The organism is Amycolatopsis sp. NPDC058340, assembly GCF_042723975.1.
Taxonomy (GTDB): domain Bacteria; phylum Actinomycetota; class Actinomycetes; order Mycobacteriales; family Pseudonocardiaceae; genus Amycolatopsis.
This window is the reverse complement of sequence record NZ_JBHXIB010000025.1, coordinates 39,734-64,507: the sequence shown is the minus strand read 5'-3', so window position 1 is coordinate 64,507 and position 24,774 is coordinate 39,734. Positions and strand designations below refer to the sequence as shown.

Sequence of the window (24,774 nt, the reverse complement as noted above, 5' to 3'; positions counted from 1 at the left end):
CGGTTTCGCGTGATCGAACGGACGGCGCGCGTGATCAGTCGGACGACACGCGTGACTGGACGGACGACACGTGTGTCGTCCGTCCAGTCACGCTTGATCGAGCTCAGGCGCTGTTGACGACCGAGATCTGGAGCCACGACGGGAGATCCCGGCGCCGGTTGACGTCCAGTTTGCGGTAGACGCGGGTGAGATGCTGTTCGACCGTGCTCACCGTGATGTAGAGCTTGCTCGCGATCGCCCGGTTCGTGTGACCGAGGGAAGCCAGCCCGGCGACCCGTCGCTCGGCCTCGCTCAGCGACTCGATGAGCTCGCGTTCGACGCCCGACACGGCGATGTCCGCCGCGGTGGAGGCCGGCTTTCCCTCGTCGCCTGTGCCGTCGAGGCGCAGCTCCCGGCAGATCACCTCGGCGTGGCAGCCTTTCGCGATATGCCACGCCTGCCGGGCCACCGTGCGCGCACGGCCCGATTCGGCCAGGGTGTAGTGCGCGCGGCTGAGATCGCCGAGCGCGCGGGCGAGTTCGAGGCGGATACCGCCCGCCTGGAAGATCTTCACCGCTTCACGCAGCAATTCGGGCCGCTTCTGCGGTTCGGCGATCTTGGCCTTGAGCCGCAACGAGGTTCCCCGCACATGCGAGGTCGAGCCGGCGAGCTTCGCGAGTTGCTCGTCCAAAAGGGACTTGGCCTTCTCCGGCATGCCGAGCCGGAGGTACGCCTCGGCCGTGTCGCCGCGCCAGGGCACCAGCACCGGCAGGTCGAAGTCCCAGCTCTTGGCGAGTTCCCCGCACAGGACGAAGTCGCCGAGCGCCGCGTGCACCCGGTCGGTCTCCAGGTAGAGCCTGCCGCGGGCGCGCAGGTAGTGCAGGCCGAACCGGGTCTGCAGCATCGAGGCGGGCACCGGCTGGTTGATATGCGCGGCCGCCTCCTCGAATTTTCCCATCCCGGCGGCGGCGAGGCACAGCGTCGCCAGCGGGACGCCGACGGCCACACCCCAGCTCTGCGGCGTGATGAACGTCAAGGCCGCCTTGGCCTGCTTCTCCGCAGTCACCAGATCTCCCTGGCGCAGCGCCATTTCCGCCCTGGCCGCGGCGAACACGGCCTGCCAGCTGGGTGCGTCGCAGTCGGCGGCCTCCCGCTGCAGCAGCTCGCACCACGGCACCGCCTTGTCCAGCCGGTCGGCGTAGATGAGCGCGAACAGCGCGCTGCGCACGGATTCGACCATCGTGTCGCCGAGCTGGATGCTCTTCAGCACGTTCTCGGCCGAGGCGATCGCGTCGTCGTCCGGGCCGCTGGTGACGATCCGGCTCAGTGCCATCGCGGCCTGGACGTTGGGATCGAAGGACTGCGCGGGAGCGCGATCCTTCGCGGCCGGGGCGGGCAGCCTGTCGCGCAGAACGGGATACGAACAGAGGATGAACAGCCGGGTGATGCGCAGTTCCGCCTCGGTGCGATCGTCGGCGGAAGGCTCCATGGTGGCGAGCCGGTCGAGCACCTCGCCCGCTTCCCCGGTCCGGCCGTGCCACAGCAGGAACCGCACCAGGATGGCGGCGGCCCGCACCGGGAGGTGCCCGGCGAGGAAGATCTCGTAGAGGTGGTCCGTGTGCACGGCGCCGATGGCCGGGTTGTTCCGCCATTCCAGACCGGCGAGCTGGGTCACCATCTCGACCTCGAGCGCTTCGTCCCCGCACGACCGGCAGGCCAGTTTCAGGCATTGGACCGCGAACGAGGTCTGGTTGTCCACTTTGGCCAGTTCGGCCGCGTTGCGCAGCACGGGCACCGCCCACGGCCGCTCGGCCCGGTCGGCCGCGACGAGATGACGGGCGACCTCCAGCGCGCCGGCGCCGTCGTGGTGCAGGAGCACGGCGGCGCGTTCGTGCAGCCGCGCGCGTTCCGGGACCGGGACGTCGGCCAGTACCGCGGTCACCGTCATCGGATGCCGGAACCGGCCCGCGTCGAGCAGGCCGACCTGGTGCAGGAGGGTGATCGCGCGGCCGGCGGTGCGCTGGTCCATCCCGGCCACCCGGACGGCGAGACAGACCGTTTCCCCCTTGCCCAGTACCGCGAGTACCCCGGCGAGGGTCCGGGTGTCCTGGTCGCCGCGCTGGAGGCACGCCGCCACCGCCTGGCAGTAGTGATCGCCGGGGATGGGCCGTGTCTCGGGCGCGAGGGGTACGCCCGAGGCACGGAGATCCTCGAGGAGCGCCTGAGCCAGCAACGGGTTCCCGCCGCTGAGCTCGTGCAGGCCCCGCACCAGGGTGTCGTCCTGGCCGGGCGGGACGAACCGGGCCACCTCGTCGCGGCCCAGTGGCTTCAGCCGGATCCGGCGGCAGTGCGGGAGCCGGAGGTACTCGGCGCCGAGCAAGGGCAACGTCTGCTTGGCGGACAACGACTCCGTCAGCACGACGAGCACGTTCATCGTGCGCATGCGGCGCATGAGGAACATCAGCCAGTGCAACGACGGGGTGTCCACATGGTGGAAGTCGTCGACCAGGACCACGACCGGGCGGCGGACGGAGAGCTCGCGCACGAGCTCCAACAGGTCGAGCATCAGGTGCGTGCTGGGCCGCCCGGTCAGCCCGGTCCGCTCGGCCCTTGTGAGCAGGTCCGCGGCCTTCGCGCGCAGCTCTTCGGACAATGCCGGGCCGCGGAAAAGCTGGAACAGCGCGGTCAACGGAAGGTCCTTCTCCGCTTCCACGCAAAGCGCGCTCAATACCGTCGCTTCCGCTTCAGCGCATTGTTGCCCGAATGCGTGCAAGAGTTCACTTTTCCCGCTCGCGGCGGTTCCGGTGACCACCGCCGCGACGGCGTTTCCCTGTTTGGATTCGGTAAAGAAGTCCCGCAGTACCAGCAGTTCCGCGCGAGGGTACGCCCCCGCGCGGAAGTCGCCGTCCGCTCTGCTCACTGATTTCACGTGCATTCTTCGTCGCCCCCATGGCAAACCCGCAATGTGGAGTCCGGCGGCGGACCGACATCGTCCATTCCACGCAGGAACCCCTTGCCGAGAGCCTAGAGGACGTCACCCTATCGTGTCGACCCAAGAGAACAAATGAGAGGTTCGTCCGTTTTTCTCAGTGGATGACCACTGTGGACGAAGCGAAAACCCAGGCACGACAAGCACAACGGGCGTCAGTCCTGTTTGGACCCACGCTCTCGCATGGCCTGCTGATCCCGCCAGACCACGTCGAGCAGGTTCTTCACCAGTTCGCGGCGATCGGTCGTGAGTTCACCGGCCCGCATGGCCATCAGACGGACCTCGTCGGTGTCGGCCAGCTCACGCAACCGCGCCTGTTCCGCACGCAGGTACTTCAGCTGCCGGTCCACCCGGTCGCTCACGCCCTCGTTGAAGAAGTACGTGACCGGAACGCCGAAGAAATCCGCCAGCCCTTGCAGGTGCTTGAGCGTCGGGTTGTCCTTCTTTCCCTTGCGCAGCTGCCAGACATAGCTCTGGGAGATCGTCACACCCTCGGCCGTGATCGCGGACGCGACCTCTTCGTACGTGAATTCGGTGCCGTTGCGCCGAGTGACATGCGCGAACAGATGGTCGAGCTTTTCGGCCAGACTCCGGCCTGGTTCGTCCTGCCCGGACATGCTGCCTCCCAAGAGCACCGCCGAGTTCCTCATGAACCCGTGCCGCGCTGCCGTATGGCGGTGCAGGTCCCCCCGAGTACCGGAGTATAGGCGGCCACCTCCTTTTCATCAACTGACGTGAAGGATCACTCCCGGTTCCGTGCAACTGAGGAAAAACGGACGATCAGGCGCGCAAGGTCTTCGACAGCGCGACGAGCTCACCGACGTCGGCCTCGATGTCCTGCCCTTCCGGGCGTGCCACCGCCACCGCGGTGCGCGAGGTCGGCCGCTCCCCCGACCGCAACCGGGCCAGTGCCTCGCGGAAGACCTCGGGCGACACCCGTTCCCGGCCTTCGGCGAAACCGCAGTCGGCAAGGTACGGGCTCAGCCGGACCAGCCCGTCGCGGATCTCGACGACTCTTCGCCAGTACCTGCGATGCATCCGCCAGAACGCGAGCTCCTCCAGCCATCCGTGCCGCTGGCCGTCGTACAGCGCGTCGCCGGGGAACACGTCGTGCAGGTGCCCCCACAGCGGACGCAGGTCCCCGTACCGCCGCCGATGCCGCAGCCACAGCCGGGCCGCGGCGAGCACGGCGAGCAGCCCGACCAGGGTGATCCCGGCCATGAACAGGATGATGCCGAGGTGGACCAGCGCGGCCGTCGCCTCCGGGACGGACGACGGCACGTCACCGCCGGACCAGCGCACCAGTATCGTGCCGAACCGCGCGACCGAGGTCACCGCGAGCGCGATCAGGCCGCCGGCGGCGATCCGCAGCCCCCAGCGGACCCGGGGCGGGGTCCCCGCGGCGTCACGCAGGGCCCAGCTCGCCGCCTGCACCGTCGTATAGGTGCCGTAAGCCGCGTCGACCAGGTAGAAGACCGCCACCCCCGGCTCCGTCACCACCGACGGCAGCGCCGCGCCGACACCGAAGGCCTGCTCTCGCGACGCGGCCGGGACCACGAACATCGCCACCGCCAAGACCACGCAGACCAGCGTCAGCAGCCCGGCGTCGAGGGCCACCCGCCGCCGGGCGCCGCCAGCGGAGAGCAGGAAGAAGACCAGCAGGCAGAACAGGCTGGCGTCGAGCGCGACCGTCTGGACCAGGCGGAAGGTGGCGACGTCGAGCGCGCCGCCGGTGAACTCGTGCAGCGCCACCATGGTCGAGGGCGCGGTCAGCAACCTCAGCACCAGGCAGCCGACCAGCGCCCAGATCGCCGGGTCGCGCGGCGATCGCGCCAGCCGGAAGGAGAACCACACCAGCGCCGCGATCACGAACTCCTTGGCCAGGCTCACAGCCAGCCCCGTGCCTCACCGAGGGCGTGCCGCATCCGCCTCGTACGCGACGGACCCGGCCCGGCGAGCAGCCGGGCGACCACGGAACGTTCGAGGAGCAGGGTGGCGATCGTCTCGGCCTCCCGTTCCCGGACCGAGTCGTACTGCGTTCTTTTCAACAGCCTCCGAATTACCCCCGGGTCGATGTCGGGCATGAACCGGGACCAGGTTTCCTCTTCATCCGGTTCCGCCTGGTGCCCGGACAGAATATGACCGAGCTCATGCGCGATGATGTGCTCTTGATGAATTCGCGTCGTCTCCGACTGGAAGACGATGTAGTCGCCGGAAGCCGTGCTCAGCCACGCTCCACACGGGCCGGGAACCTCCATCGGGAACGCGATGAGCTTGATCGGCCGACCTCGGCTTTCCCCGACGCGGCGGCAGAGTTCGGCCATTTCGACCGGCCCGTCGATCCCGACCTTGACCAATTCTTTACGCAGGCCGCGGCGAAGTTTCCGCTCACCGGCAACGGTACTGACGAAACCATGAATCGCTTTCACCCGACCCCCTGGACCACTCGATACCCACGGGTCCGTTCAGACCCGCAGCGAGGAAGGAAATGCTGCACCCCAGTTGTTTCGCATCCCCAGATGACGCGGGCTTCACACCCGAAACGCCAGACCCTCGCGAGCAACCAGCGGCAGGCTAACACGAGTGATCAGCACGCGTCAGCGCATCACCTGAACGGATCAACTCCGGAAAATATTAGCCGCCGAACACGTGGCGAACAGCAGGAAGAGCCCCCGTCTCCAAAGCGGGAACAAGGCCGCCGCCCGCTTACTCCGCGTCCGTTGTCCGGACACCATTGTCCCTATTGCCACTAAGTAATCGATCGATTGCTAAGCGTCAGATCGGCCATTTGACGTCGAGATCCCGCTCGCCCGCCGAACGCCGTGGGTGGCCCGGGAACACAAGGGCCAATCACACCACGGCTTCGCCCGACCGCGTGGAGACGTCAATTCTTTGTGATTTCCCGTCCTGTGGAACCAGTGGGACACTGGGGCTCCGGAATGGAAGGAAAGCAGTCGCGATGAAGGAGCCGCTGTACCGTCGCGTGAACACCCGGGCCAGGCACGTCCACCACGACCACGGCGGGGACTACCGGCACCAGCGCAACACCAAAAGGGAACGCGCCTCCGATCTGACGCGCGGGCCCATGGGACGGCGGGCACGCCGCGGCCTGGACTACACGCCGTTGTTCCGGTTCCTGCTCGGCAAGGTCGGCGCGGACTGGGACGAGGTGCGCGACGAAGCCACCGCCCGGCTCGACTCCCCCGAACCGATCTACTGGCTGGTCGCCCGGCAGCCACACGAACGGCGTGACTACGTACGGCTCGGCGAGACCAGCTACTACAGCGGCCTCTACCTGGACGACGACAACCGCTTGCGGGTCGTCAACCCCGAACTGGGCGCCGGCGACCTGGCACCGGCCTGCCCGTGCTGCACCCACACCTTCAACGGTGTCCGGTTCACCCAGCGGTACCGGTGATCCCCGGCGGCAGTTTGGCCTTTATGACTTCCCTGGCCTCCATCCCGTCCGTAGCGTCGCGCACTGGCTGATCCGCCGCGTTCAAGGAGAAAGGGAACGTCGTTGAAAAGATTGATGGTCGCACTATTCGGCGTGGCACTGATGTTGAGCGGCACTCTCCTGGTCACCCCGTCGGCACAAGCCGCGACGGCACGGAACGGCGTCTGCGAAGACGGCGAGTTCTGTTTGTATTACAACAGCAATCAGCAGGGATCGGTCAGCGATTTCGATGCGTCGGTCGGTGACTACGGCACGGGCTCCGGCTGTTATCACTTCCTCGGCGCGGGTGCGGGAAAGGGCCTGTGCGTGAAGAACAAAGCGGCCTCGGTGTGGAACCGGCGGGACGCGGTGGTCACGGTGTTCTTCAAGAGCGGCTGGACCGGCCAGATCGATTCGTTCCCGCACGGCGCCAAAGCCAACTTGACCTCGACGTACAACGAAAACGCCGGGCATCTGCTCGGCCTGGTGGGGAACGACTGGCTGGAAACCGGGCTGTACCACAGTGAAACCGGCCGCATCAGTTCCTATTTCGACGGCTACGTGAGCACGTCGGGCAGGCACGAGGGGATCGACTTCGCCCGCGGTTTCGGTGTTCCCGTGTACTCGATGACCCAGGGCTACGTGATCAGGAAGACCGAGGGCAGCAACGGCAGCGGAGGCCTGTCCACGTTGGCGATCTACAACCGGGACCAGGATTTCACCATCGTCTATCTGCATCTCAACCCGTCGAACGGGCTCGCGGCCGGTGATTTCGTCAATCGCGGTCAGCAGATCGGCACCGAGGAATATCGCGGCGCCACCGCCACGCACACGCATGTCGAGTACCGGCCGGGCAGGCACGAGAGCGCGTCGGACAGCACCGGCGATCCGGTGCTCGACAACCCGAGTCCGTCGATGTTCTGGCGGAACCACGGCTACAACATCTGCTGCGGATAACGCGGTCGAGCCCGCTCCGCTCGGCCGGGCCGGGCGGGCTTCTCCGGTCACCCGGTGAACCGGAACTTCTTCGGTGAAGTTTCCGGTTGCTCCTCCCCTGCCGCTTTCCGACCATGATGCGGCATCGGTGACGTGAGTCGCCGAGCGGAGCGGAGGACGCCGGTGACCCGAGGTGTTCACACAGAACCGATCCTGCCCGGCAGGCAAGCGATCGTGCTGCACGTGTTGCTGCGCAACGCGAACCGGGTGGTCGGCATCGACCGGCTGGTCGACGCCGTCTGGGCCGCCGAGCCGCCCGCCACCGCGCGCGCCCAGGTGCGGATCTGCGTGTCCGCGCTGCGAGCGAACCTCGGCAGGATCGGGCTGCCGTCGGCCATCGTCGCCGAGCCGCCCGGGTACCTCATGCGGGTGACCGAGGTCGCCCCCGCGCTGGAGCCGATGAACCCGGAGGACGAGAGTCCGGCCCACTTCGGCAACTTGCTGCGGAGCCACCGGCAAAGCCTCGGCACGACCCAGCGGCTTCTCGCCGCCCGCTCCACCGTCAGTGTCCGAGCGATCCGGGATCTCGAGCACGGCCGGGTCGTCAGGCCCCGCCGCGACACGGTCCGGCTCATCGCGGCCGGACTCGGCCTGTCCGGCCAGGCCCGCGCCGACTTCGAACGGGCAGCGGCCGCGTATCGACCGACCACCGGCACGTCAGCGCCGGGAACACACCGCAAGAGGAGACCCGTATGAAGCATCCGTTGAGAGCGGCGATGGCCGCCACACTCGCCGCTCTCGCCGCCTTCGCCATCGGCGGCGCGCCCGCCGGTGCCGACGTGACCCCACAGGCCGCCGACCTGCCACCACTCGCGATCGAAGACTTCGAATACCCGCAGGCCGCCCAGATCCAGGCGGAGCGCGGGTTTCTGCTCAAACGCGGCGACGGCCACATCGTGCTGCTCGCCACCTGCCCGGCCGACACGACGGATCCGGATCTGCTGCGGATCGCCGAACGGGGCCAGCCCGGCTCCGGTTACGTGTGCTTCCGCGTCTCGGGGAAGACCGGGCACCTGACCGTCGAGATGCCGTCCGTCTACGGCGTGGACACCGGGGACTTCACCACCGACGTCGTGCTGACCCCCGACGACGGGGCGACGAAGAAGACGTACAAGGTGCCGCCGAACAGCTACGCGGGCGTCGGCGAGACCGACCCCGGCGGCACCGGCGGCGAGTACATGCTCCTGGAAATCAAGGTCTCCCGTTGACCGGCCACCGCTTCCCGCACCGTGTGAGGAACTCAGCCATGACAAGACCCACCCTGGCCCTGGTGGCCGGCCTGGTCCTGGCCGCCACCGCGGTGACGGCCGCGCCCGCGGCGGCCGTCGTCGGAGGCAACGCCGGCCACCCGTTCGTCGTGCGGCTCGACATCGGCGGCGGCGCCCGCGCCTGCACGGGCGCACTGGTCGCGCCTGCCTGGGTGCTCACCGCCTCGAGCTGCTTCGCCGCCACCCCCGGCACGGGCCTCCCGCCGGCGGGCACCCCTCCTCAGCCCGTCACCGCGACCATCGGCCGCCCCGATCTCACGACCACCACCGGCGTGGTGCGGACCGTGCTCCGGCTGGTGCCGCACGAGTCGCGGGACCTGATGATGGCCCAGCTCGACCTGTCCGTCCCGGGGGTCGCCCCGGTCGCGGTCGGCTCGACCGCGCCGACGGCGGGCGAGCAGCTGACACTCCCCGCCTACGGCCGCACCACCACCGAATGGGCGCCGCTGCACCAGCACGCGGGCACCTTCACGGTCGACGCGGTCACCGGTGGGGACGTCGCGCTCACCGGGCGGAACGGCGCCGCCGTCTGCGCCGGTGACACCGGCGGACCCGCGCTCCGCACCACCGGCTCCGGCGTCGAGGTGGCCGCGGTGAACAGCCGCTCCTGGCAAGGCGGCTGCTTCGGGACGCCGTCGACCGAGACCAGGACCGGGGCCGTCGACACCCGCGTCGACGACGTGCGGCCGTGGATCGCGAGCGTCGCACAGGGCGTCCAGTGGACCGCCGCGGCCGCGGTCGCCGGCGACAACCAGACCGACTCGGCGGTCGCGACCTCGCACAACGGCGCGATGACCGCGGTGGTGTGGGAGGACGACCGGCTGGGCACCAATCCCGCCGACACCGTCGGCACCAACGTCTACCTGCGGCTGTATCAGAACGGGCAGCCCAAGTTCACCCGCGCGGTCACCGGGACCGGAACGGCGAACTGGAAACACATCCAGCCGGACGTCGCGGTCCGCGACGACGGCACGACCATCGTCACCTACGCGGACGACCATGACGGCAACGGGTATTACGACGTCAGGGTGAAGACGTTCGACGCCGCCGCGCGCGAGACCGGCTCGACCGTGGTCAACGCGAACGCGGCCGGACAGCAGCAGAACCCCCGCATCGCCGCCGACCCGAACGGCACGGGCTTCGCCATCGCCTTCGAAACGTGGAACGGCGCCCCGAAACAGGTTCGCCTGGCGTTCTATTCCGCCATCACCCTCAAGAAGTGGGAACAGATCATCAGCCCCGGCGCCGGTCCCAGCCAGAACCCCGACGTGGCGATGGGCGCGAACGGGAACGCGGTCGTGGTCTGGGAAATGGACAACGGCAGCGGTGTTTTCGCCATCCGCATCCGCGGCTTCGCCCCGGACGGCTCGGAGTCACTGGGATACCGCTCCCCCGGTGGCACCGGGGATCAGCGGGACGCGAGCATCGCCGCCGACTTCGCCGGCAACTTCGTCGTCGGCTGGCAGAACGACAGCGCGGGCACCAGGCAGGTCGCGGTCCGGTCCTACACCGCGGCGGGTGCCGGGGGTGCCGTCAACCTCGGCCCGAACGGGGCGGAACCGAAGGTCGGCATCGATGGCCAGCGGCGCGCCGTCGTCGCCTGGCGGTACGGCGGCGACGTGTATGTGCGAGGCGTGAACCCGGACGGCACCACCACCGGCAGGCTGCCGGTGGTGCGGACCACCCCCGTGGCCAACTCCGGCCCCGACGTCGAGCCCGCGGTGGCCGTCGATGAGGTCGGCGCGATCACGCTGACCCACACCAAGACGGTCAACACGGCCGGGTTCAACCAGATCCAGTACGGCACCGGCCTGAGCAATTTCGGCTGGTAAGCCGAACGTGCCAGGTGCGTGGGCAGACCGCTGACGTTGCGAAAGCCACTTTCCCAACCTTCGACGTTGTGAAAGTGGCTTTCGCAACACGCCACATTCGCCTTCTTCGTCGCTAGAGCCCCGAAACGCCACTCACGACCCCGCCCGGCCGCCTTCGCCTCACCCCTCGACAAGTCCCCGTCACCAGCAAGCTCCGCTCCGGAAAGGAATCCATGATGTCCTCGAACGAATGGAACAGACGCAAGGCGCTCCGCGCGTTCGGTGGTGCCGCCGCGCTGACCGCACTGCCCGCCGGGCTCTCGCTCGCCACCGCGCGCTCGGCGCTCGCCGACGCCGACCCGGCCACGACAGGGCTGCCGGACACCGTCCGGGGGCGGGCGGTCTGGCAGTACAAGATCGGCGGCAAGGCGGTGCGCCGCGAGGCGATGGCCGCGCTCGCCGGTTCCGACGCGGACATCACGGATTTCCTGAACAACCGGCTCCAGCCGGCGATCCACGAGGACAACCAGTTCGCCCTGTTCGCCGCGCTGCCCTTCGCAGGCCGCGCCGCCGCCACCGCGATCGGCGGCGCGCTGGACGGCGGCGGCGCCACGATGTCGGGTTTCCTGCGGGACGGTTACGCCGCCGCGGTCACCGAGGACAAGCGGGTCGAGGTGCTGACCATCAAGAACACGGGTGGGACCTCGGTGCAGCGGGCGGCCACCGAGGCGTTGAACACCAACACCCTCGCCGCGTTCACCGCGTTCATCGACAACGGCCAGTACCCGGCACACGACGAGGACAACCGGGTCCTCGTCTTCAAAATGCTCGCCACGGCGTCGCCGCAGGTGAAGCTGTACGCCGAGCGGGCGCTCGACGCCGGTACCGCGGAAGCCATCGACTGGTTCCTGCGCACCGGTCAGTACATCGCGCGTGCTCGCGACGAAGAGGCCGCCACCATCGAGCAGCTGGTCGGGATCGTCGAACGGGAAGGCCGGGTCGCGCAACGGTGCACCGATCAGGCCGTCGCCCTGTCCAACGCCGCGAAGGAGGCCGCGGCCAAGGCGAAACGGGCCGCCCTCGCCGCGCTGGAAGAGGCCCGCGCCGCGCAGAACGACGTGCGCCGCTCGGCGAAGGCCGCGAATGCCGCCGCCCGCGCGGCGAAGAACGCCGCCTCCTGCGCGGCCACCGCCATCAGCGCGTCCCGTTCCGCGCAGGAGGCCGCGCGCCGCGCCGCCTACGCCTCCCAGGCCGCCGCGCACGCCACGGCGGCGGCGGGCCGGGCGGCCGCTCGCGCGTACAACGCCGCCATTTCCGCGTCCAAGAACGCGAGTGCGGCGGCCGCCGCGCGGCAGGCCGCCGTCACCGCCCGCAACGCCGCCGGACAGGCGCGGAACGCCGCGAAAGCCGCCGAACAAGCACGAATCGCCAGCTGGAGCGCGGTCTCGGCGGGCGCATCGGCGGCGGCCGCGGCGACCGACGCGGCATCGGCGGCGAACGCGTCGGCCGACGCGGCTTCGGCCGCCGGGGTGGCACAGGCCGAGGCCGCGGAAGCCCGTCAAGCCGCCGCCGCGGCCAACGCCGCGGCGGCGCGGGCCAACCGTGCGGCGGCCGCCGCACGGGCGTTCGCCAACCAGGCCTCCTCGGCGGCCGCGGCGGCGCGGGACGCCGCGAACAGCGCGGCCGACCACGCGGACGCCGCGGCGGCCGCCGCCGAGGAGGCCGCCGCCCACGCCGGTCAGGCGATCGACTACGCCAACCGGTCCACGGCGGCCGCCCAGCGCGCGGTCGCCGCCGCCACCCTGGCCATGGACACGGTCAACCAGGCACGAGCCGTCGAACAGGCGGCGAGGGACGCCGAGGCCGCCTCGCTGGCCGAGGAGACCGAACTCGGTGTCGAGCTCGCCCAGCGGGACGCCCGGGCCGAGGCGGAAGGCAGGGCCAGGATCGCCCGGCAGCAAACGCAGAGCGCGCTGACCGACGAAGCGACCCGCGCCTTGATCACGGACGCCGAAACCGCGTTGCGCGGGGGCGACACCGGCCGAGCGGTCACGCTGGGACGGCAGGCCGCGCTCAAGCTGAGCACGAACGCCGCCACCAGGAGCTGGACGAGATCGGCGGCGGAATTCGCCGTCGCCGGTGGTGACGCGGACGTGCTGGCCTGGCTCCGCGCCGACAGGGTGCTGTCACAGCGCCAGGACGACAGCGAATCCGTCGCCGCCGTCGCCGGTGTGGCGACCGTCGCGGTCGCCGACGCCGCCGCCCGGGCACTGCAGAACGACGATCCCGCCGCGGTCACCGCGTTCCTCACGACAGGCGCCATCGAAGCCGCGGCGGAGGACAACAGGGTGGCGATCTTCGACATCCTCGCCGGCAATCCCGGGACGGCGACGCGCACCGCCGCGCAGGCGGCACTGGACGACGGATCGGCCGCGGCGATGCACCACTTCCTCAAGGTGGCCATCGTCGACGCGGCCGCGGAGGACGCACAGGTCGAGGCTTACCGGCTGCTCAACGAAGGCGGCCCGTACACGAAGGCGGCGGCGCGGATCGCGCTCGCGGGCACCACCAGCATGCGCCACAACTTCGTCGCCGGCACCGCGTTCGACACCACTCAGCTCGACCAGGATCTGGCCGCCCACGTCGCCGCGATCCGGGCGGCCATCGCGCACGCGGCACGGGTCGCGTCGAACGCGCTGGCGGACGCGGCCCTCGCGTCCAAGGCCGCCGCGGAGGCCAGGAAAGCCGCCGCCGAGGCGGTCACCTGGGCGAACCGGGCGGCCGGATACGCGGAGGACGCCCAGCGGTCCGCCACCGAAGCGGCGAACAACGCCGCCGCGGCCGAACAGTCCGCCGCGGACGCCCGTCGCTCCGCCGACCGGGCGGCGGAAGCGGCGGCCGTCGCGAACCGGGCACGGCGGGCGGCGAACTACTCGATGCTGCGTGCCATCGACTCCGCCGACCGGGCGGTCGGGTACGCCGGGAGCGCGCAGGTCTCGGCGAACAACGCCCGCGCCTCCGCGATCCAGGCAGGCCAGGACGCCGTCACGGCGGCGGAAGCGGCGAGCCGGGCACGGCATGTCGCCATCGAAGCCGCGAAAGCCGAGGCCGCGCTCGCCGCGCAGCGGGCATGGATGAAGGCCCGGGAACACAAGGACGCCGCCAGCGACCTCTGCACCGACGATCCCAACGCGCGCGGCGACTGCTCGATCTTCGCCGTGTGGCCGTTCGAATCCTGGAACAGCAGGGATATCGCCGCGCTCATGTCGCGCTACTACAACGGGCTTTCCGACATAACCGGCATGATCGACGGCATCATCGGGATCGCCACGTTCGGCATGACCGTGAAGCCCTGGCCCGTGTACGTCGTCAGCGGCGTCCTCAAGATCATGTCCATCAACGCCGGATATCTCGCCGCGGGTACGTCCGGTTACGCGTACGGCTGGGAAAGCAAGGAGTTCCACACGGCACTCGGCAAGGCGATGGTGAACCACGGCCTCACCCTGATCGGATCGATCGAGATCGGCGGCCGCAGCCTCCGGATCGGCACGACGGCCATCGGGAAGAACCTGCTCGAGCACCACTACGAAAAGATCGGTGCTTGGACGGATCACCGGGCGGAGGACGCCATCGGCTGGGTGCACCGGCTCTTCGACTGACACGACGGCGGCGTTTTCGACCAATTTCGATCAAAATCGCCGGCGAACCACCGCTTTTCGTCGTCAGACCGCTCTAACATCCGCGAAATGGACGGGCGGCCTGGTTCGTTGCTGGGTGAGTCACGGCGGGCTGCCGGGCTCACCCAGGAGGAGTTGGCGGAACGCACCGGGCTGACGGTGCGAAGTATCAGCAACATCGAGCGCGGCCGGGTCGCCCGGCCGCGCCGCCATTCGGTGGAGGCGCTGGCGCTGGGCCTGGGTCTCCAGGGCGAGCAGGCGAACCGGTTCGTGCGGCACTACTGCCCGGACGCGGTGTCGCCCACGAGAACGCCGGTCGTTTCGGTGCCCGCGCAACTGCCCGCCGGTATCACGTCGTTCATCGGGCGGCAGCGGGAGATCGACACGCTCGACGCCCTCCACGGCGAGGGGGCGGGCGGAGGTGTCGTCGTGGCGGTGCTGGAAGGCATGGCCGGGGTCGGCAAAACCTCCCTGGCCGTGCAGTGGGCGCACCGGGTCAAACACGACTTCCCCGACGGGCAGTTGTTCGCGAACCTGCGGGGGTACGGGCCGGGGGCGCCGGCCGACCCGGGTGAGGTGCTGCGGTCGTTCCTGCGGGCGCTCGGCGTTCCCGTGGCGGACGTGCCCGCCGACCTCGACGACCGGGCCGCGTCGCTGCGCAGTGTGCTGGCCGGCCGTTCGGTGCTCCTCGTGCTGGACAACGCCCGCTCGGCGGACCAGGTCCGGCCGCTGCTGCCCGGCCACGCGGGCTGCGCCGTGGTGGTGACGAGCCGCGCGGCGTTGCACGGGCTGACGATCAGCGCCGACGCGCACCGGGTCCGGGTGCCGCTGCTGACCGAACAGGAGTCGTTCTCGTTGCTCGACCGGCTGGCGGGCGAGCGACGGAAGTTCGCCGACCGCACCGCCCTGGCCGACATGGTGTCGGGATGCGGCGGCCTGCCGCTCGCCCTGCGCATCGTCGGTGAACGGCTCGCGCACAACAGGAACCTGGCGAACGTGGCGTCCTCGATGCGTTCGGCCGGCGGCAGGCTCGCCGCGCTGACCACCGAAGAGAAGACCACCTCCCTGCCCTCCGTGCTGTCCTGGTCCTACGACGCGCTGCCCGGCGACGTCGCCTCGGCGCTGCGTCTGCTCGGGCTGCATCCCGGCCCGCACTGGGACACCGCCGCCGCGGCGGCGCTGCTGGGCACGGATCCGCCGGAGACCCGCGGGCTCCTCGACGCGCTCGTCGACAGCCACCTGCTGCTCGCGCACCGCGCGGACGGCCGGTTCGAATTCCACGATCTGGTCCGCGACTACGCGCGCGGCCGCGCCGTCGAGGAACCGGTGCGGCGAAGATCGGCGGCCCTGCGCCGCCTCGCCGAACACTATGTGGCCGGGGCGGCCGACGCGGCCGGGTCGATGGCGGCAGGCGACCCCAACCGAAGACCGCTGCTCACCCCGGTCGCCGAGAACGTCAGGTTCACCGGTGCCGAAGACGCGGCGACCTGGCTGGCGGCGGAGCTGCCCACCCTGATCGCCATCGCGGAACAGTCGTCGGCCGACGGCGACACCTACGCCCGCGACCTCTCGACCGTGCTGTGGCACGTGTTGCGGGTGCACGGTCACTACAGCGTCCTGCGCACACTGCACCGTCTCGCGCTCACCGAGGCACAGCGGGCTGGCGACGCCATCGGAACCCAGCAGGCGCTCGTCGACCTGGCCTCGACCTGCGCCAGGCTCGGTCATTTCGACGAGGCGGTGACGCATCTGACCCGCTGCCTCGACGTCGACGGGAGCCCGGTCGTCGCCGGACGCGCGCTGAACATCCTCGGCACCGTGTACGCGCAGCTGGGCCGGTACGCCGCCGCGGCGGACCATTTGCGCAAGGCGGTGACCGTTTCCCGGGAGAACGGCGACCGCCTCAACGAGGGCCGTTCGCTGTCCAACCTCGGCTTCGTCCACGAACGCCGGGGCGAGCTGGACGCCGCGCTCGACTGCTACCGGCAGTGCCTCACCAACGCCCGGAGCATCGATGACCGGCTGAGCGAGGCCATCGCGCTGCACAATCTCGGCGACGTGTACCGCGCGCTGGGCCGGTGGCCGGAAGCCCACGACCATCTCGAACGGTCGCTGACGGTCAGCAGGACCGAGGGCCACCGCGAAGCCGAAGGGTACGCACTGGCCTATCTCGGGCTTGTGCACCTCCGGCAGGGCGACGTGGCGACGGCCCGCCTGCACCAGGAGGCGGCGCTCGACATCGCAGTGGCGACCGGTATCCGGCCGCTGGAAACCCTCGTGCACAACGGGCTCGCGGACAGCGCGCTGGCGCGCGGTGACCGGACGGCCGCGCTGGCGCACTACACGCGCGCCGCCGAGCTCGCCCGGCTCACCCGCGAACCGCATGAGGAGGCCCGCGCGCTGACCGGTATCGCCGCGACCCACGACGACGTCGGTGCCACGGACAAGGCGAGGCCGTACCGCGAACGCGCGCGGTCGCTGTACGACGCGATGGGGATCGCGATGGTGTCGTCGTGACGGGCGATCCGGCGTTTTCGAACAACCTCGATCAAAGTCACCGCACAAGATCACTGTCCGGTTTCCCGCGTCGCCGTTAATGTCTGACGTGGCCCCACGATCGGCCGACAGAAATCAACGCTCGGACAAGTCGTCTTCCTTCCGGCACGCGGCTTCACCCTGCGGAAAACACTCAGAAGGCCGACGACTTGCCGAATTCGAAAGAAGGCCCGGCGCGATTCGCCGTGGCGTTCGAGCCGAACGACGAGAAAGAGAACACCAGTGAAGAAATGGACGACACGGGTCACGACCGGCCTGGTGGTCGCGGGAATGGCACTCGCCGCGCAGAGCGCGCCGGCGATGGCCGAAGAAGAGGCGGACACCGCCGCGGTCGCCGCCTCGGAGGCCGACGGCGGCACGGCCGAGGTCACGCTGACCGAAGAGGCTTCGGAAGCCGGCACCGCCGACTGCGGTGACTGGCGCCGCGCCCTGGCCGGCTACGGCAAGTGGTCGGTGAGCAAGGCGAGCTGCGGCTACATCAGCCCGGATTCGAAGAAGAACCCGCAGCACCGCCGCTACACGTGGAAGATCCCGGCCGGCAGCAACGGCCGGGTCTGCGTCCAGGCGGAGGGCCACTACTGGAGCACCAAGAAAAAGAAGAGCGTCTCGACCTGGACGACGGCGGGCTGCGGAACCGGCGGCACCGTTGTCGTGCGCTGGTCGGGCCCGCCGAAGAAGGGCGGCGGCTATCTCGGCCTCGCCTCGACCCCCAGGGTGCGGGCGAAGGTCCAGCCGGGCTTCGGCGGCGCGGCGTACAGCTGGAAGTGAGCCGGCTCGCGCAGTCATGACGAGGGCCACCACGGATCCGGGAAACCGCCATTCCCCCTCGACGGCGCCCCGGATCCGTGGGTAAGGCGAATCGGCGCGGCTCTCTTTGCCGTCCCCGTCGTCGGCGTCATGTCGCGAAAGCCACTTTCGGGACATCACACGTCTCGAAAGTGGCTTTCGCGACACGCCACCTTTAGCGCAGGCCGATCTCGCTGAGCAGGGCCCGCGCCTTCCGTCCGTGCTCGTCGGCCATGCCGGTGTCACCGGAGACCGCCGCGCCTTGTTCGATTCCCTTGTGCGCCCGTGCTTGTTCATAGCGGTCGCCAAGTTTCTCGGCGACCGCGAGCGCTTCACGGTGCCTGGCGATCGCGCCCGCCGCGTCACCCAGGCCGCCGAGCGCGGTGCCGATACCGTTGAGCGCCTTGATCTCGAACTCCCCCAAGCTGTTCCGGCGCGCGAGGTCCAGCGCTTCGGTCAGGTGCGCCAGTGCGTCGTCGTGCTCCCCCAGCCGCGCGAGCAGCACGCCGATGTGAAGCAACGCCTCGGTTTCCGGGAACGGGTAGCCGAACTCGCGTGCTTTGCCGAGTGCCCGCCGGTAATGGCCGAGTGCCTCGGCGGAGTGCCCCTGCTGTTCGTGCACCGTGCCGAGATTGCCGTAGGTCAGGCATTCCCCGACGCGGTCCCCCACCTCCAGCATGATCGCCAATGCCTCGTCCAGGTACGTCTCGGCCTTGTCCCAGTCTCCGACGCGCATCGCGCTGTTGCCGAGGTTGCCCAGCGCGCGGCTCTCGCTGGTGCGGTTGCCGGTCGCCCGGTGCACGAGCAGCGCCCGCCGGTAACAGTCCTCGGCCGCCGCGAAGTCGCTGAGCCGGTCGAACGCGTTCCCGAGATTGTTCAGCGCCCGCGCCCAGCTGGCCCGGTCACCGGCCGCGTCGTATCGCGTGAGCGCCTGCTTGAGCTGGTCGATGCTCTCCTGGTAGCGGTTGGAGCGCAGGTACACCGCACCGAGGCTCATATGCGCGCTCGCCTGGAGCAGCGGGTCGGCGGCGCGGACCGCGACGCCGTGCACGATCTCCGCGTCGGCGAAGCGCAACGTGTTGTACAGGTACCGGTTCAGGATCGGCGACATCATGGCCGCGTCCTCGCGTCCGCCCTGCTCCTCGGTCAGCGCGGTGATACCCACCAGGTTGTGCCGCTCGGCGTCCAGCCACGCCGTCGCCGCCGCGAGGCAGGCGAAGTCCGGTGGCGGGATGTCCGAAGTGGACACGACGGGCCTGCGGTCGCTTTCGTGCGGGGCGTAGTGGTCCATGGCGCGGCAGGCGGTGTGCCGGTAGTAGCCGAACAACCGGCCGAGCGCGGCCCGCCGCGCGGAAGCGGCGTCCACGTCACGCGCCAGTCCCGCCGCGTAGACGCGGACCACGTCGTGCAGGCCGAACCGATCCTGGACACTCCGCTGCACCAGGCTGACGGCGACCAGTTCGCGCAGAAGTTCTTCCGCCGTGCGCAGGTCCACCCCGGCGAGCGCGGCCGCCGCGCGCGCGTCGACGTCGCGGCCGGGATGGATCGCGAGGAGCCGCAGCAGCTGCGCCGCCTCGGCGGGCAGGTCGGCGTAGGACAGGCCGATGGCGTTCTCCAGCTCGTCCTCGACCCGCAGGCTGTCCCGGCGTTCCGCGAGCCGGGCGGCGTGGTCGCGCAGCGTCCAGCCGGGCCGGTTCCGGATCCGGCCCGCCACCACCGTCAACGCGAGCGGCAGATGACCGACCAGCTCGGCGATCCGAGCGGCGGCCTCGGTATCCCCCGCGACCTCGTCCGCCCCGACCAGCGTGCGCAACATGTCGAGCGACTCGGTCCCCGGAAACGCCTCCAGGTGCACGGGCCGCGCGCCGGCCAAACCGGTCAGGCGCCGTCTGCTGGTGATCAGCACGATGCCGCCCGGCCGGTCCGGCAGCAGCGGGCGCACCTGGTCGGCGTCCGCCGCGTTGTCCAGCACCACGACCGGCCGCCGGTCCGCGAGCAGTCGCCGATAGGTCGTCAGCCTGCCCGAGGGGCCGAGGCGGTGGATCTCCCCGCCCGGCACCCCGAGCCGCCGGAGGAACTCGTCCAGCACCGCGAGCGGGTCGGCGGGCGCGCGGTCGGCGTCGTAGCCGCGCAGGTCCGCCCACAACCGGACGCCGGCGCCGTCCCGCTTGGCGAGCCGGTGCGCGGCGCGGACGGCGAGACTGGTCTTGCCGACACCGGCCATACCGTCGATCACCACCACCGGTGACCGCCCGGTGATGGCGGCCAGCTCGGCGTGCCTGCCGACGAAGTCCGTGCCGTCGGCGGGAAGCTCACCCGCCACGGTCACCCACGACGAATCGGCCGTGACCCCCGCGATCACCTGGCACGCCTGTCGCCACCTGGCCACCACCGCCTCGTCGGCGGTGAGCACCCGCACGATGTCCGCGACGAGGTCCGCGTCCACCCGGCGCCGCCCCGGCCGCAGGCAGCGGTAGACCGTGTTGAACACCGGCAGATCAGGGTTCCCCGCCGCCCGCCGCCCCCGCACGACCCGCCGGTGCAGCTCCCGGTAGGACACGCCTTTCCAGCCGCGCAGCGTGTTCAGCCGGGCCGCCAGCTCGTCGAACGAACCGGCGCCGAGCGGCTCCGGCGGCGCTCCGCCCTCGGCCGGAGTTCGGTCGGGAGTCACGATCGGGAAGGGTAGTGCGTGTGGATGCTCGGCACTGTCCAAATGGGAGAGATCGCCCATCGGTCGTCGCTCTCGGCTATGGTCGCTCGGCATTCGGTTCGCGTGTCCAGGGGGTCCCGTGACGGAGGAACAGCGCCCGAGTCCGGTGGGAGCTCGGTCGTACGACGAGCTCTCCCAGCGGCTGAGGCAGGCGTTGGCCTGGGCGGGGCTGTCCCACCGGGAACTGCACCGGCGGGTGCGGCGCTTGCGCACGGCCCGGGGCACGGCCGACCTACCCGCCTACAACACCGTGTACCGCTGCCTGCTGCCGGGACGCAAGCGGCTGGACGTCGAACTGGTCGTCGACATCGCGGCCGTGCTGCTCGGGATGGACGTCGCGGCGGAATGGCGGCAGGCGCACCGGGTGATCACCGGAGACGCCACCGAGGCGGCCGTGATCAGCGTGGCCGATCACCTTCCCGCCGGGGACGGCAGGTTCGTCGGCAGGCAGGCGCAGCTGCGCCGGGTGCTGGAGGCCGGGCCGGACGACGCCGGGGTGTGGGCGATCTCCGGAATGGCCGGGGTCGGCAAGACCCGGTTCGCGAGCGAGGTCGCGCGGCTCCTGGCCGAGCGGGGCCGGTTCACCGACGTGCGGCTGGTGGTGAATCTGCGCGGTTTCGACGCGGACCGGCCCGCCGCCGACCCGGCCGCGGTACTCGAAGGTTTCCTGCGACGGCTCGGGGCGTCCGGCAGCGAGATCGGCTGCCTCACCCTCGCCGACCGGAGCGCCTTGTTCCGGCGGCTGCTCGACGGACGGCGTGCGCTGATCCTGCTGGACAACGCGGCGTCGGTCGACCAGGTGCTGCCGCTGCTGCCCGCCGGTCCGTCCTGCCTGGTGCTGATCACCAGCAGGCGCCGCCTCGCCGAACTGGACGCGGCCCGGCACGTGGCGCTCGACGTGTTCACCCCGGAAGAGTCGGTCGAGTTGCTCCGCGACGGAATCGGCGACGAACGTGTCGACGCGGAACGGGGCGAAGCGGCCGACATCGTCGAACTGGTCGGCAGGCTGCCGCTCGCCCTCGCCTTGGTGACCCGCCGGTTGGCCGCCGCGGACGAGTGGACGATGGCCGACCACCGGGACCGCCTCGCCGACCTGCGGACCATGCTGCGGCTGGACGACGGGGTCGAAGTCGCGTTGCGCACGTCGTACGACGAACTGGCCGGGCCGGACCGGGTGTTGCTCGGCTTGCTCGCCATGTATCCGGGACGCGATGTCGACGACAACGCGGCGGCGGCGCTGGCCGGTGCCGAGGTCGGCGTCGTCCGCCGTCAGCTCGACGACCTGGTGGCGGCGAACATGGTCACCGCCCGCGGAGCCCGGTTCGAACTGCACGATCTGGTCCGGGTGTTCGCCGAGAAACGCGTCCGGGAGAGCGTCCAGGCCCGGGTGCGCCGGGCCGCGGCGGGCCGGCTGCTCGACTTCCAGCTGGCCACCGCCCGTGCCGCGCTCGTCACCTGCTATCAGCACGAGGCGGAGCGCTGGGAGGATCTGCCCACCCCGGCGGCGCGGGCTCTCGTGTTCGACGGCGCGGACGAGGCGATGGCCTGGCTGGACGCCGAGCGGGTCAACCTCGTCGTCGCGTCCAGGTGGGCGCTGAGCGAGGGACGTGACGACCACGTGACACGGCTCGCGTGCGTGATGACGAGCTATTTCGAGGCCCGCGTGCACGTGAGTGACGCGCTCGCCCTGTTCGGCAACGCCGTCCGGGTCGCGGCCGGCGCCACCCGAGGGCATGTGCTGAACGGGCTGGCCATGACCCATTGGCAACGGGGGAACGCGGCCGAATCGCTCGCCGTCCTGCAGGACGCGATCGAGGAGTTCGACGCCGCCGGCGAATCCGATTACGTCCTCAACCTGTCGGGGAACGTAGGCCTGCTGCTGGCCGGTCTCGGTGACTATCGCGCCGCGTTGCCCTGTTTCCGGCGGGCCATGGAATTCGCCGTCAAGAGGAACAACGAGTCGTTCCGGGCACGGCAGTTGTGCAATATCGGCGTCGCCGAGATGCGACTGGGGAATCATTCCGCCGCCGTCGATCATCTGTCCGAGGCCCTCGACGCGACCAGGGCGAGCGGTGACCACCTCTGCGAATGCCGGACGCTCGACGGTCTCGGCACCACGTTCCGGCGAATGGGCAAGGACACCGACGCCTTGGCCTGTTACGAACAGGCGCTCGCCGTGGCGAGGCAGACGCACAACCGGGCCGACGAAGGCAAGGTGCTCAACCATCTCGGGGTCCTGCTCGTCGCCGCGGGGCGGTTCGACGAGGCGCTGGCGCATCACCGGCAGGCCATCGAGCTGGCGAGGGAGATCGGCAGCCGGGAAGGAGCGCTGGCCGCGAGCACCGACATGGCGGCCACCCTGCTCGCCGCCGGGCGGGCCGCCGACGCCGTGCGCTGCCTGCGGACGGCGATCGAGTCGGCCACCGCGGCCGACAGCCGCTACGAGCTGGCCAGAGCCCAGAGTGGACTCGGCGACGCGCTGTTCGCCGACGGTGATCCGGTCGCCGCGCGGAAACACTGGCAGACCGCGCACGCCGCGTACACCGAGATGGGAGTGCCGGAGGCCGGCGAAGTCCGTGAGCGTGTCGCGAGTCCGGCCGTCCTCTGACGGCTTGCCGACCGATCGGTTTTTCGCGCCGCGCCCGTCTGTACGGGTGAGAGATCGACTCACCGGAGGCCGACGTGCGGAAACTGACCTTTGCCATGAACGTGACCCTGGACGGCTACATCGCCGCGCCCGGCGACGACCTCGGCTGGAGCGCGGGCGACGGACCGGATTCGTCGCCGAACGACGAGCTGTTCGGGTGGTGGTCCGACCGGGTGGCGGCGACGGACCTGGCGCTGTACGGGCGCAAACTGTGGGAGGTGATGAGTTCCCACTGGCCGACCGCCGACCGGCGGCCCGGCGCCACCCCGGCGGCGATCGAGTTCGCCCGCCGCTGGCGGGACATGCCGAAGGTGGTGTTCTCCTCGGCGACCGGCGCGGTCGGCTGGAACGCCCGGCTGGTCACCGGCGACGCGGTCGCCGAGATCACCCGGCTCAAGGCGGAGGACGGCGGCCCGATGGACATCGGCGGCGCGACCCTCGCCGGTGCGGCCATGCGCGCCGGGCTGATCGACGAGTACGTGCTGGTCACCATGCCGGTCCTGGTGGGCGGCGGCACGCCGTTCTTCACCGCGCTGGACGGCTGGGTGAACCTGGCCCTGGTGGAGACCCGGACGTTTCCCGGCGGCGTGGTGCTGACCCGCTACGAGACGAGGCGCTGACGGGGGCCTGATTCGGCCCCATCGCGCTGGTGCCCCAGGTCGTTTCGCGTGTCTGGAGGGACGACACACGTGATCAGACGGACGACACTTGTGTCCAGGGGGACGGCTCGCCGCAAACCCGGCCGCACACGTGTGTCGTCCCTCCAGACACGCGTGCCGTCCGTCTGATCACGCGTGCCGTCCGGCCGGTCACGCGAAACTCCCGGATCGGGCCCTGGCACGTGAGTGATCACAGTGTCGGCGGGAGGCCCAGCCATGGTTTGCCGGTGGCGTCGAAGCCGGTGAGCTCGGCGATCTTCCCGTCGGCGACGCGCAGGGCCGCGATGGCGAACAGCCGGTACTCCGGGTCGCCCGGAGTGCGCAGGTACAGCGCGGCGGCCGGCATGCGGTTGACCGTCGTGGCGATACCGCGCCAGTCGTCGTGGCCTCGCCGGAAGAGCCCGCCGGAGACCCAGCCGTCCACCGCGTCCTTGGCCGTCGTGGTCGTGGTGCCCGCCTCGGGCAGCATCGCGAAGCGCAGGTCTTCGCGCAGCAAGGACGCCAGCCCGTCGAGGTCGTTGCGTTCATGGGCCTCGATATACGACTTCACCACGCCGCGCTCGTCCTTCGACAGCTCCGCGCCCCGCCAGTCGAGGCGGCGGCCGGGCAGCCGCCCGCGCATCGTCACGCGCGCCCGCTGCAGCGCGCTCGTCACCGACGCGACGGTCAGTTCGAGGGCGTCGGCCGCCTTCGACGCCGGCCAGCCGAGCACGTCGCGCAGGATGAACACCGCCCGTTGCCGCGGCGGCAGGTGCTGGACGGCGACGATGAACGCCAGCTCGATCGTCTCCCGCGCCACCACCGATTCCTGCGGGTCCTCGGGGAGCATCCGGTCGGGGTACGGCTGGAGGTAGAGCACCTCGGAGTGCTCCAGCCCGGCCGGTACGGGGGTGCGGTCCTCGCGCTTCTCCAGGAAGTCGAGGCAGGCGTTCGTCGCGATCCGGTACAGCCAGGTCCGCAACGCGGCATGGCCCTTGAACGACTCCCGCTTGCGCCACGCCCGCAGGAAAGTCTCCTGTGTCAGATCCTGGGCGTCCTCGTAGTTCGCGAGCATCCGGTAGCAGTGCACCTGCAGCTCACGCCGGTGACGTTCCGTGACGAGCGCGAACCGCGCCGGATCGCCGGAGCGAACCACCTCGATGAACGTGGTCTCGTCCGCGCCCGGCGATCCGGCGTCGGTCATGGTCGTCGATCCTTCCACCGGTGAGTGAGCCACCAGAAGAGACGACGTGGCGGAGGATTTCTGATCGGTGGAACCCC

General features: G+C 70.4%; 16 protein-coding genes. 10 read left to right on the top strand and 6 right to left on the bottom strand.

Annotation, left to right across the window (positions count from 1 at the left end; translation table 11 throughout):
• Positions 1-103: 103 nt before the first annotated feature.
• The 4 genes from ACFWIW_RS25500 to ACFWIW_RS25485 all read right to left on the bottom strand — a co-directional run bounded on the left by ACFWIW_RS25500 (position 104) and on the right by ACFWIW_RS25485 (position 5,397).
• Positions 104-2,914 (bottom strand): AAA family ATPase, encoded by a 2,811-nt coding sequence (locus tag ACFWIW_RS25500; RefSeq protein ID WP_378370759.1) that lies wholly within the window; start codon positions 2,912-2,914, stop codon positions 104-106.
• 209 nt (positions 2,915-3,123) lie between these two features.
• Positions 3,124-3,585, bottom strand: a complete 462-nt coding sequence (locus tag ACFWIW_RS25495) for an XRE family transcriptional regulator (protein WP_378370758.1) — start codon at positions 3,583-3,585, stop codon at positions 3,124-3,126.
• Positions 3,586-3,748: 163 nt separating this feature from the next.
• Positions 3,749-4,858, bottom strand: coding sequence for an MAB_1171c family putative transporter (locus tag ACFWIW_RS25490; RefSeq protein WP_378370757.1), 1,110 nt, complete (start codon positions 4,856-4,858; stop codon positions 3,749-3,751).
• Positions 4,855-5,397 (bottom strand): hypothetical protein, encoded by a 543-nt coding sequence (locus ACFWIW_RS25485; protein ID WP_378370756.1) that lies wholly within the window; start codon positions 5,395-5,397, stop codon positions 4,855-4,857. The genes ACFWIW_RS25490 and ACFWIW_RS25485 overlap by 4 nt, the downstream gene beginning before the upstream one ends.
• Before the next feature lie 530 nt (positions 5,398-5,927).
• Between ACFWIW_RS25485 and ACFWIW_RS25480 the strand changes: the two genes are divergently transcribed.
• The 8 genes from ACFWIW_RS25480 to ACFWIW_RS25445 all read left to right on the top strand — a co-directional run bounded on the left by ACFWIW_RS25480 (position 5,928) and on the right by ACFWIW_RS25445 (position 17,480).
• Entirely contained in the window at positions 5,928-6,386 is a 459-nt protein-coding gene (locus tag ACFWIW_RS25480; RefSeq protein WP_378370755.1) for a hypothetical protein, read from the top strand.
• 141 nt (positions 6,387-6,527) lie between these two features.
• Complete coding sequence (locus tag ACFWIW_RS25475; protein ID WP_378370775.1) at positions 6,528-7,361, top strand: peptidoglycan DD-metalloendopeptidase family protein; 834 nt, start codon at positions 6,528-6,530, stop codon at positions 7,359-7,361.
• 162 nt (positions 7,362-7,523) lie between these two features.
• Entirely contained in the window at positions 7,524-8,096 is a 573-nt protein-coding gene (locus ACFWIW_RS25470; protein WP_378370754.1) for a helix-turn-helix domain-containing protein, read from the top strand.
• The gene (locus ACFWIW_RS25465) at positions 8,093-8,608 is read left to right on the top strand and encodes a hypothetical protein (protein WP_378370753.1); all 516 of its coding nucleotides are present in this window, start codon (positions 8,093-8,095) and stop codon (positions 8,606-8,608) included. The genes ACFWIW_RS25470 and ACFWIW_RS25465 overlap by 4 nt, the downstream gene beginning before the upstream one ends.
• A 38-nt stretch (positions 8,609-8,646) precedes the next feature.
• Entirely contained in the window at positions 8,647-10,500 is a 1,854-nt protein-coding gene (locus ACFWIW_RS25460) for a trypsin-like serine protease (RefSeq protein WP_378370752.1), read from the top strand.
• A gap of 215 nt (positions 10,501-10,715) precedes the next feature.
• Positions 10,716-14,138, top strand: a complete 3,423-nt coding sequence (locus tag ACFWIW_RS25455; RefSeq protein WP_378370751.1) for an ALF repeat-containing protein — start codon at positions 10,716-10,718, stop codon at positions 14,136-14,138.
• A gap of 87 nt (positions 14,139-14,225) precedes the next feature.
• Positions 14,226-16,673, top strand: a complete 2,448-nt coding sequence (locus ACFWIW_RS25450; protein ID WP_378370750.1) for an ATP-binding protein — start codon at positions 14,226-14,228, stop codon at positions 16,671-16,673.
• 261 nt (positions 16,674-16,934) lie between these two features.
• Entirely contained in the window at positions 16,935-17,480 is a 546-nt protein-coding gene (locus ACFWIW_RS25445; protein WP_378370749.1) for a hypothetical protein, read from the top strand.
• Positions 17,481-17,673: 193 nt separating this feature from the next.
• Here the strand turns inward: ACFWIW_RS25445 and ACFWIW_RS25440 are convergent, their stop codons facing one another.
• A complete protein-coding gene (locus tag ACFWIW_RS25440) occupies positions 17,674-20,169 on the bottom strand; it encodes a tetratricopeptide repeat protein (RefSeq protein WP_378370748.1) in 2,496 nt (831 codons plus the stop codon).
• A gap of 118 nt (positions 20,170-20,287) precedes the next feature.
• Here ACFWIW_RS25440 and ACFWIW_RS25435 point away from each other — a divergent pair, with 118 nt between their 5' ends.
• Both ACFWIW_RS25435 and ACFWIW_RS25430 read left to right on the top strand, forming a co-directional pair.
• Complete coding sequence (locus ACFWIW_RS25435) at positions 20,288-22,816, top strand: tetratricopeptide repeat protein (protein ID WP_378370747.1); 2,529 nt, start codon at positions 20,288-20,290, stop codon at positions 22,814-22,816.
• A gap of 74 nt (positions 22,817-22,890) precedes the next feature.
• Positions 22,891-23,475: a dihydrofolate reductase family protein gene (locus ACFWIW_RS25430; protein ID WP_378370746.1), complete on the top strand. Its 585-nt coding sequence runs from the start codon at positions 22,891-22,893 to the stop codon at positions 23,473-23,475.
• A 229-nt stretch (positions 23,476-23,704) separates the two neighbouring features.
• Here the strand turns inward: ACFWIW_RS25430 and ACFWIW_RS25425 are convergent, their stop codons facing one another.
• Complete coding sequence (locus ACFWIW_RS25425; RefSeq protein ID WP_378370745.1) at positions 23,705-24,697, bottom strand: RNA polymerase subunit sigma-70; 993 nt, start codon at positions 24,695-24,697, stop codon at positions 23,705-23,707.
• Positions 24,698-24,774 lie beyond the last annotated feature (77 nt).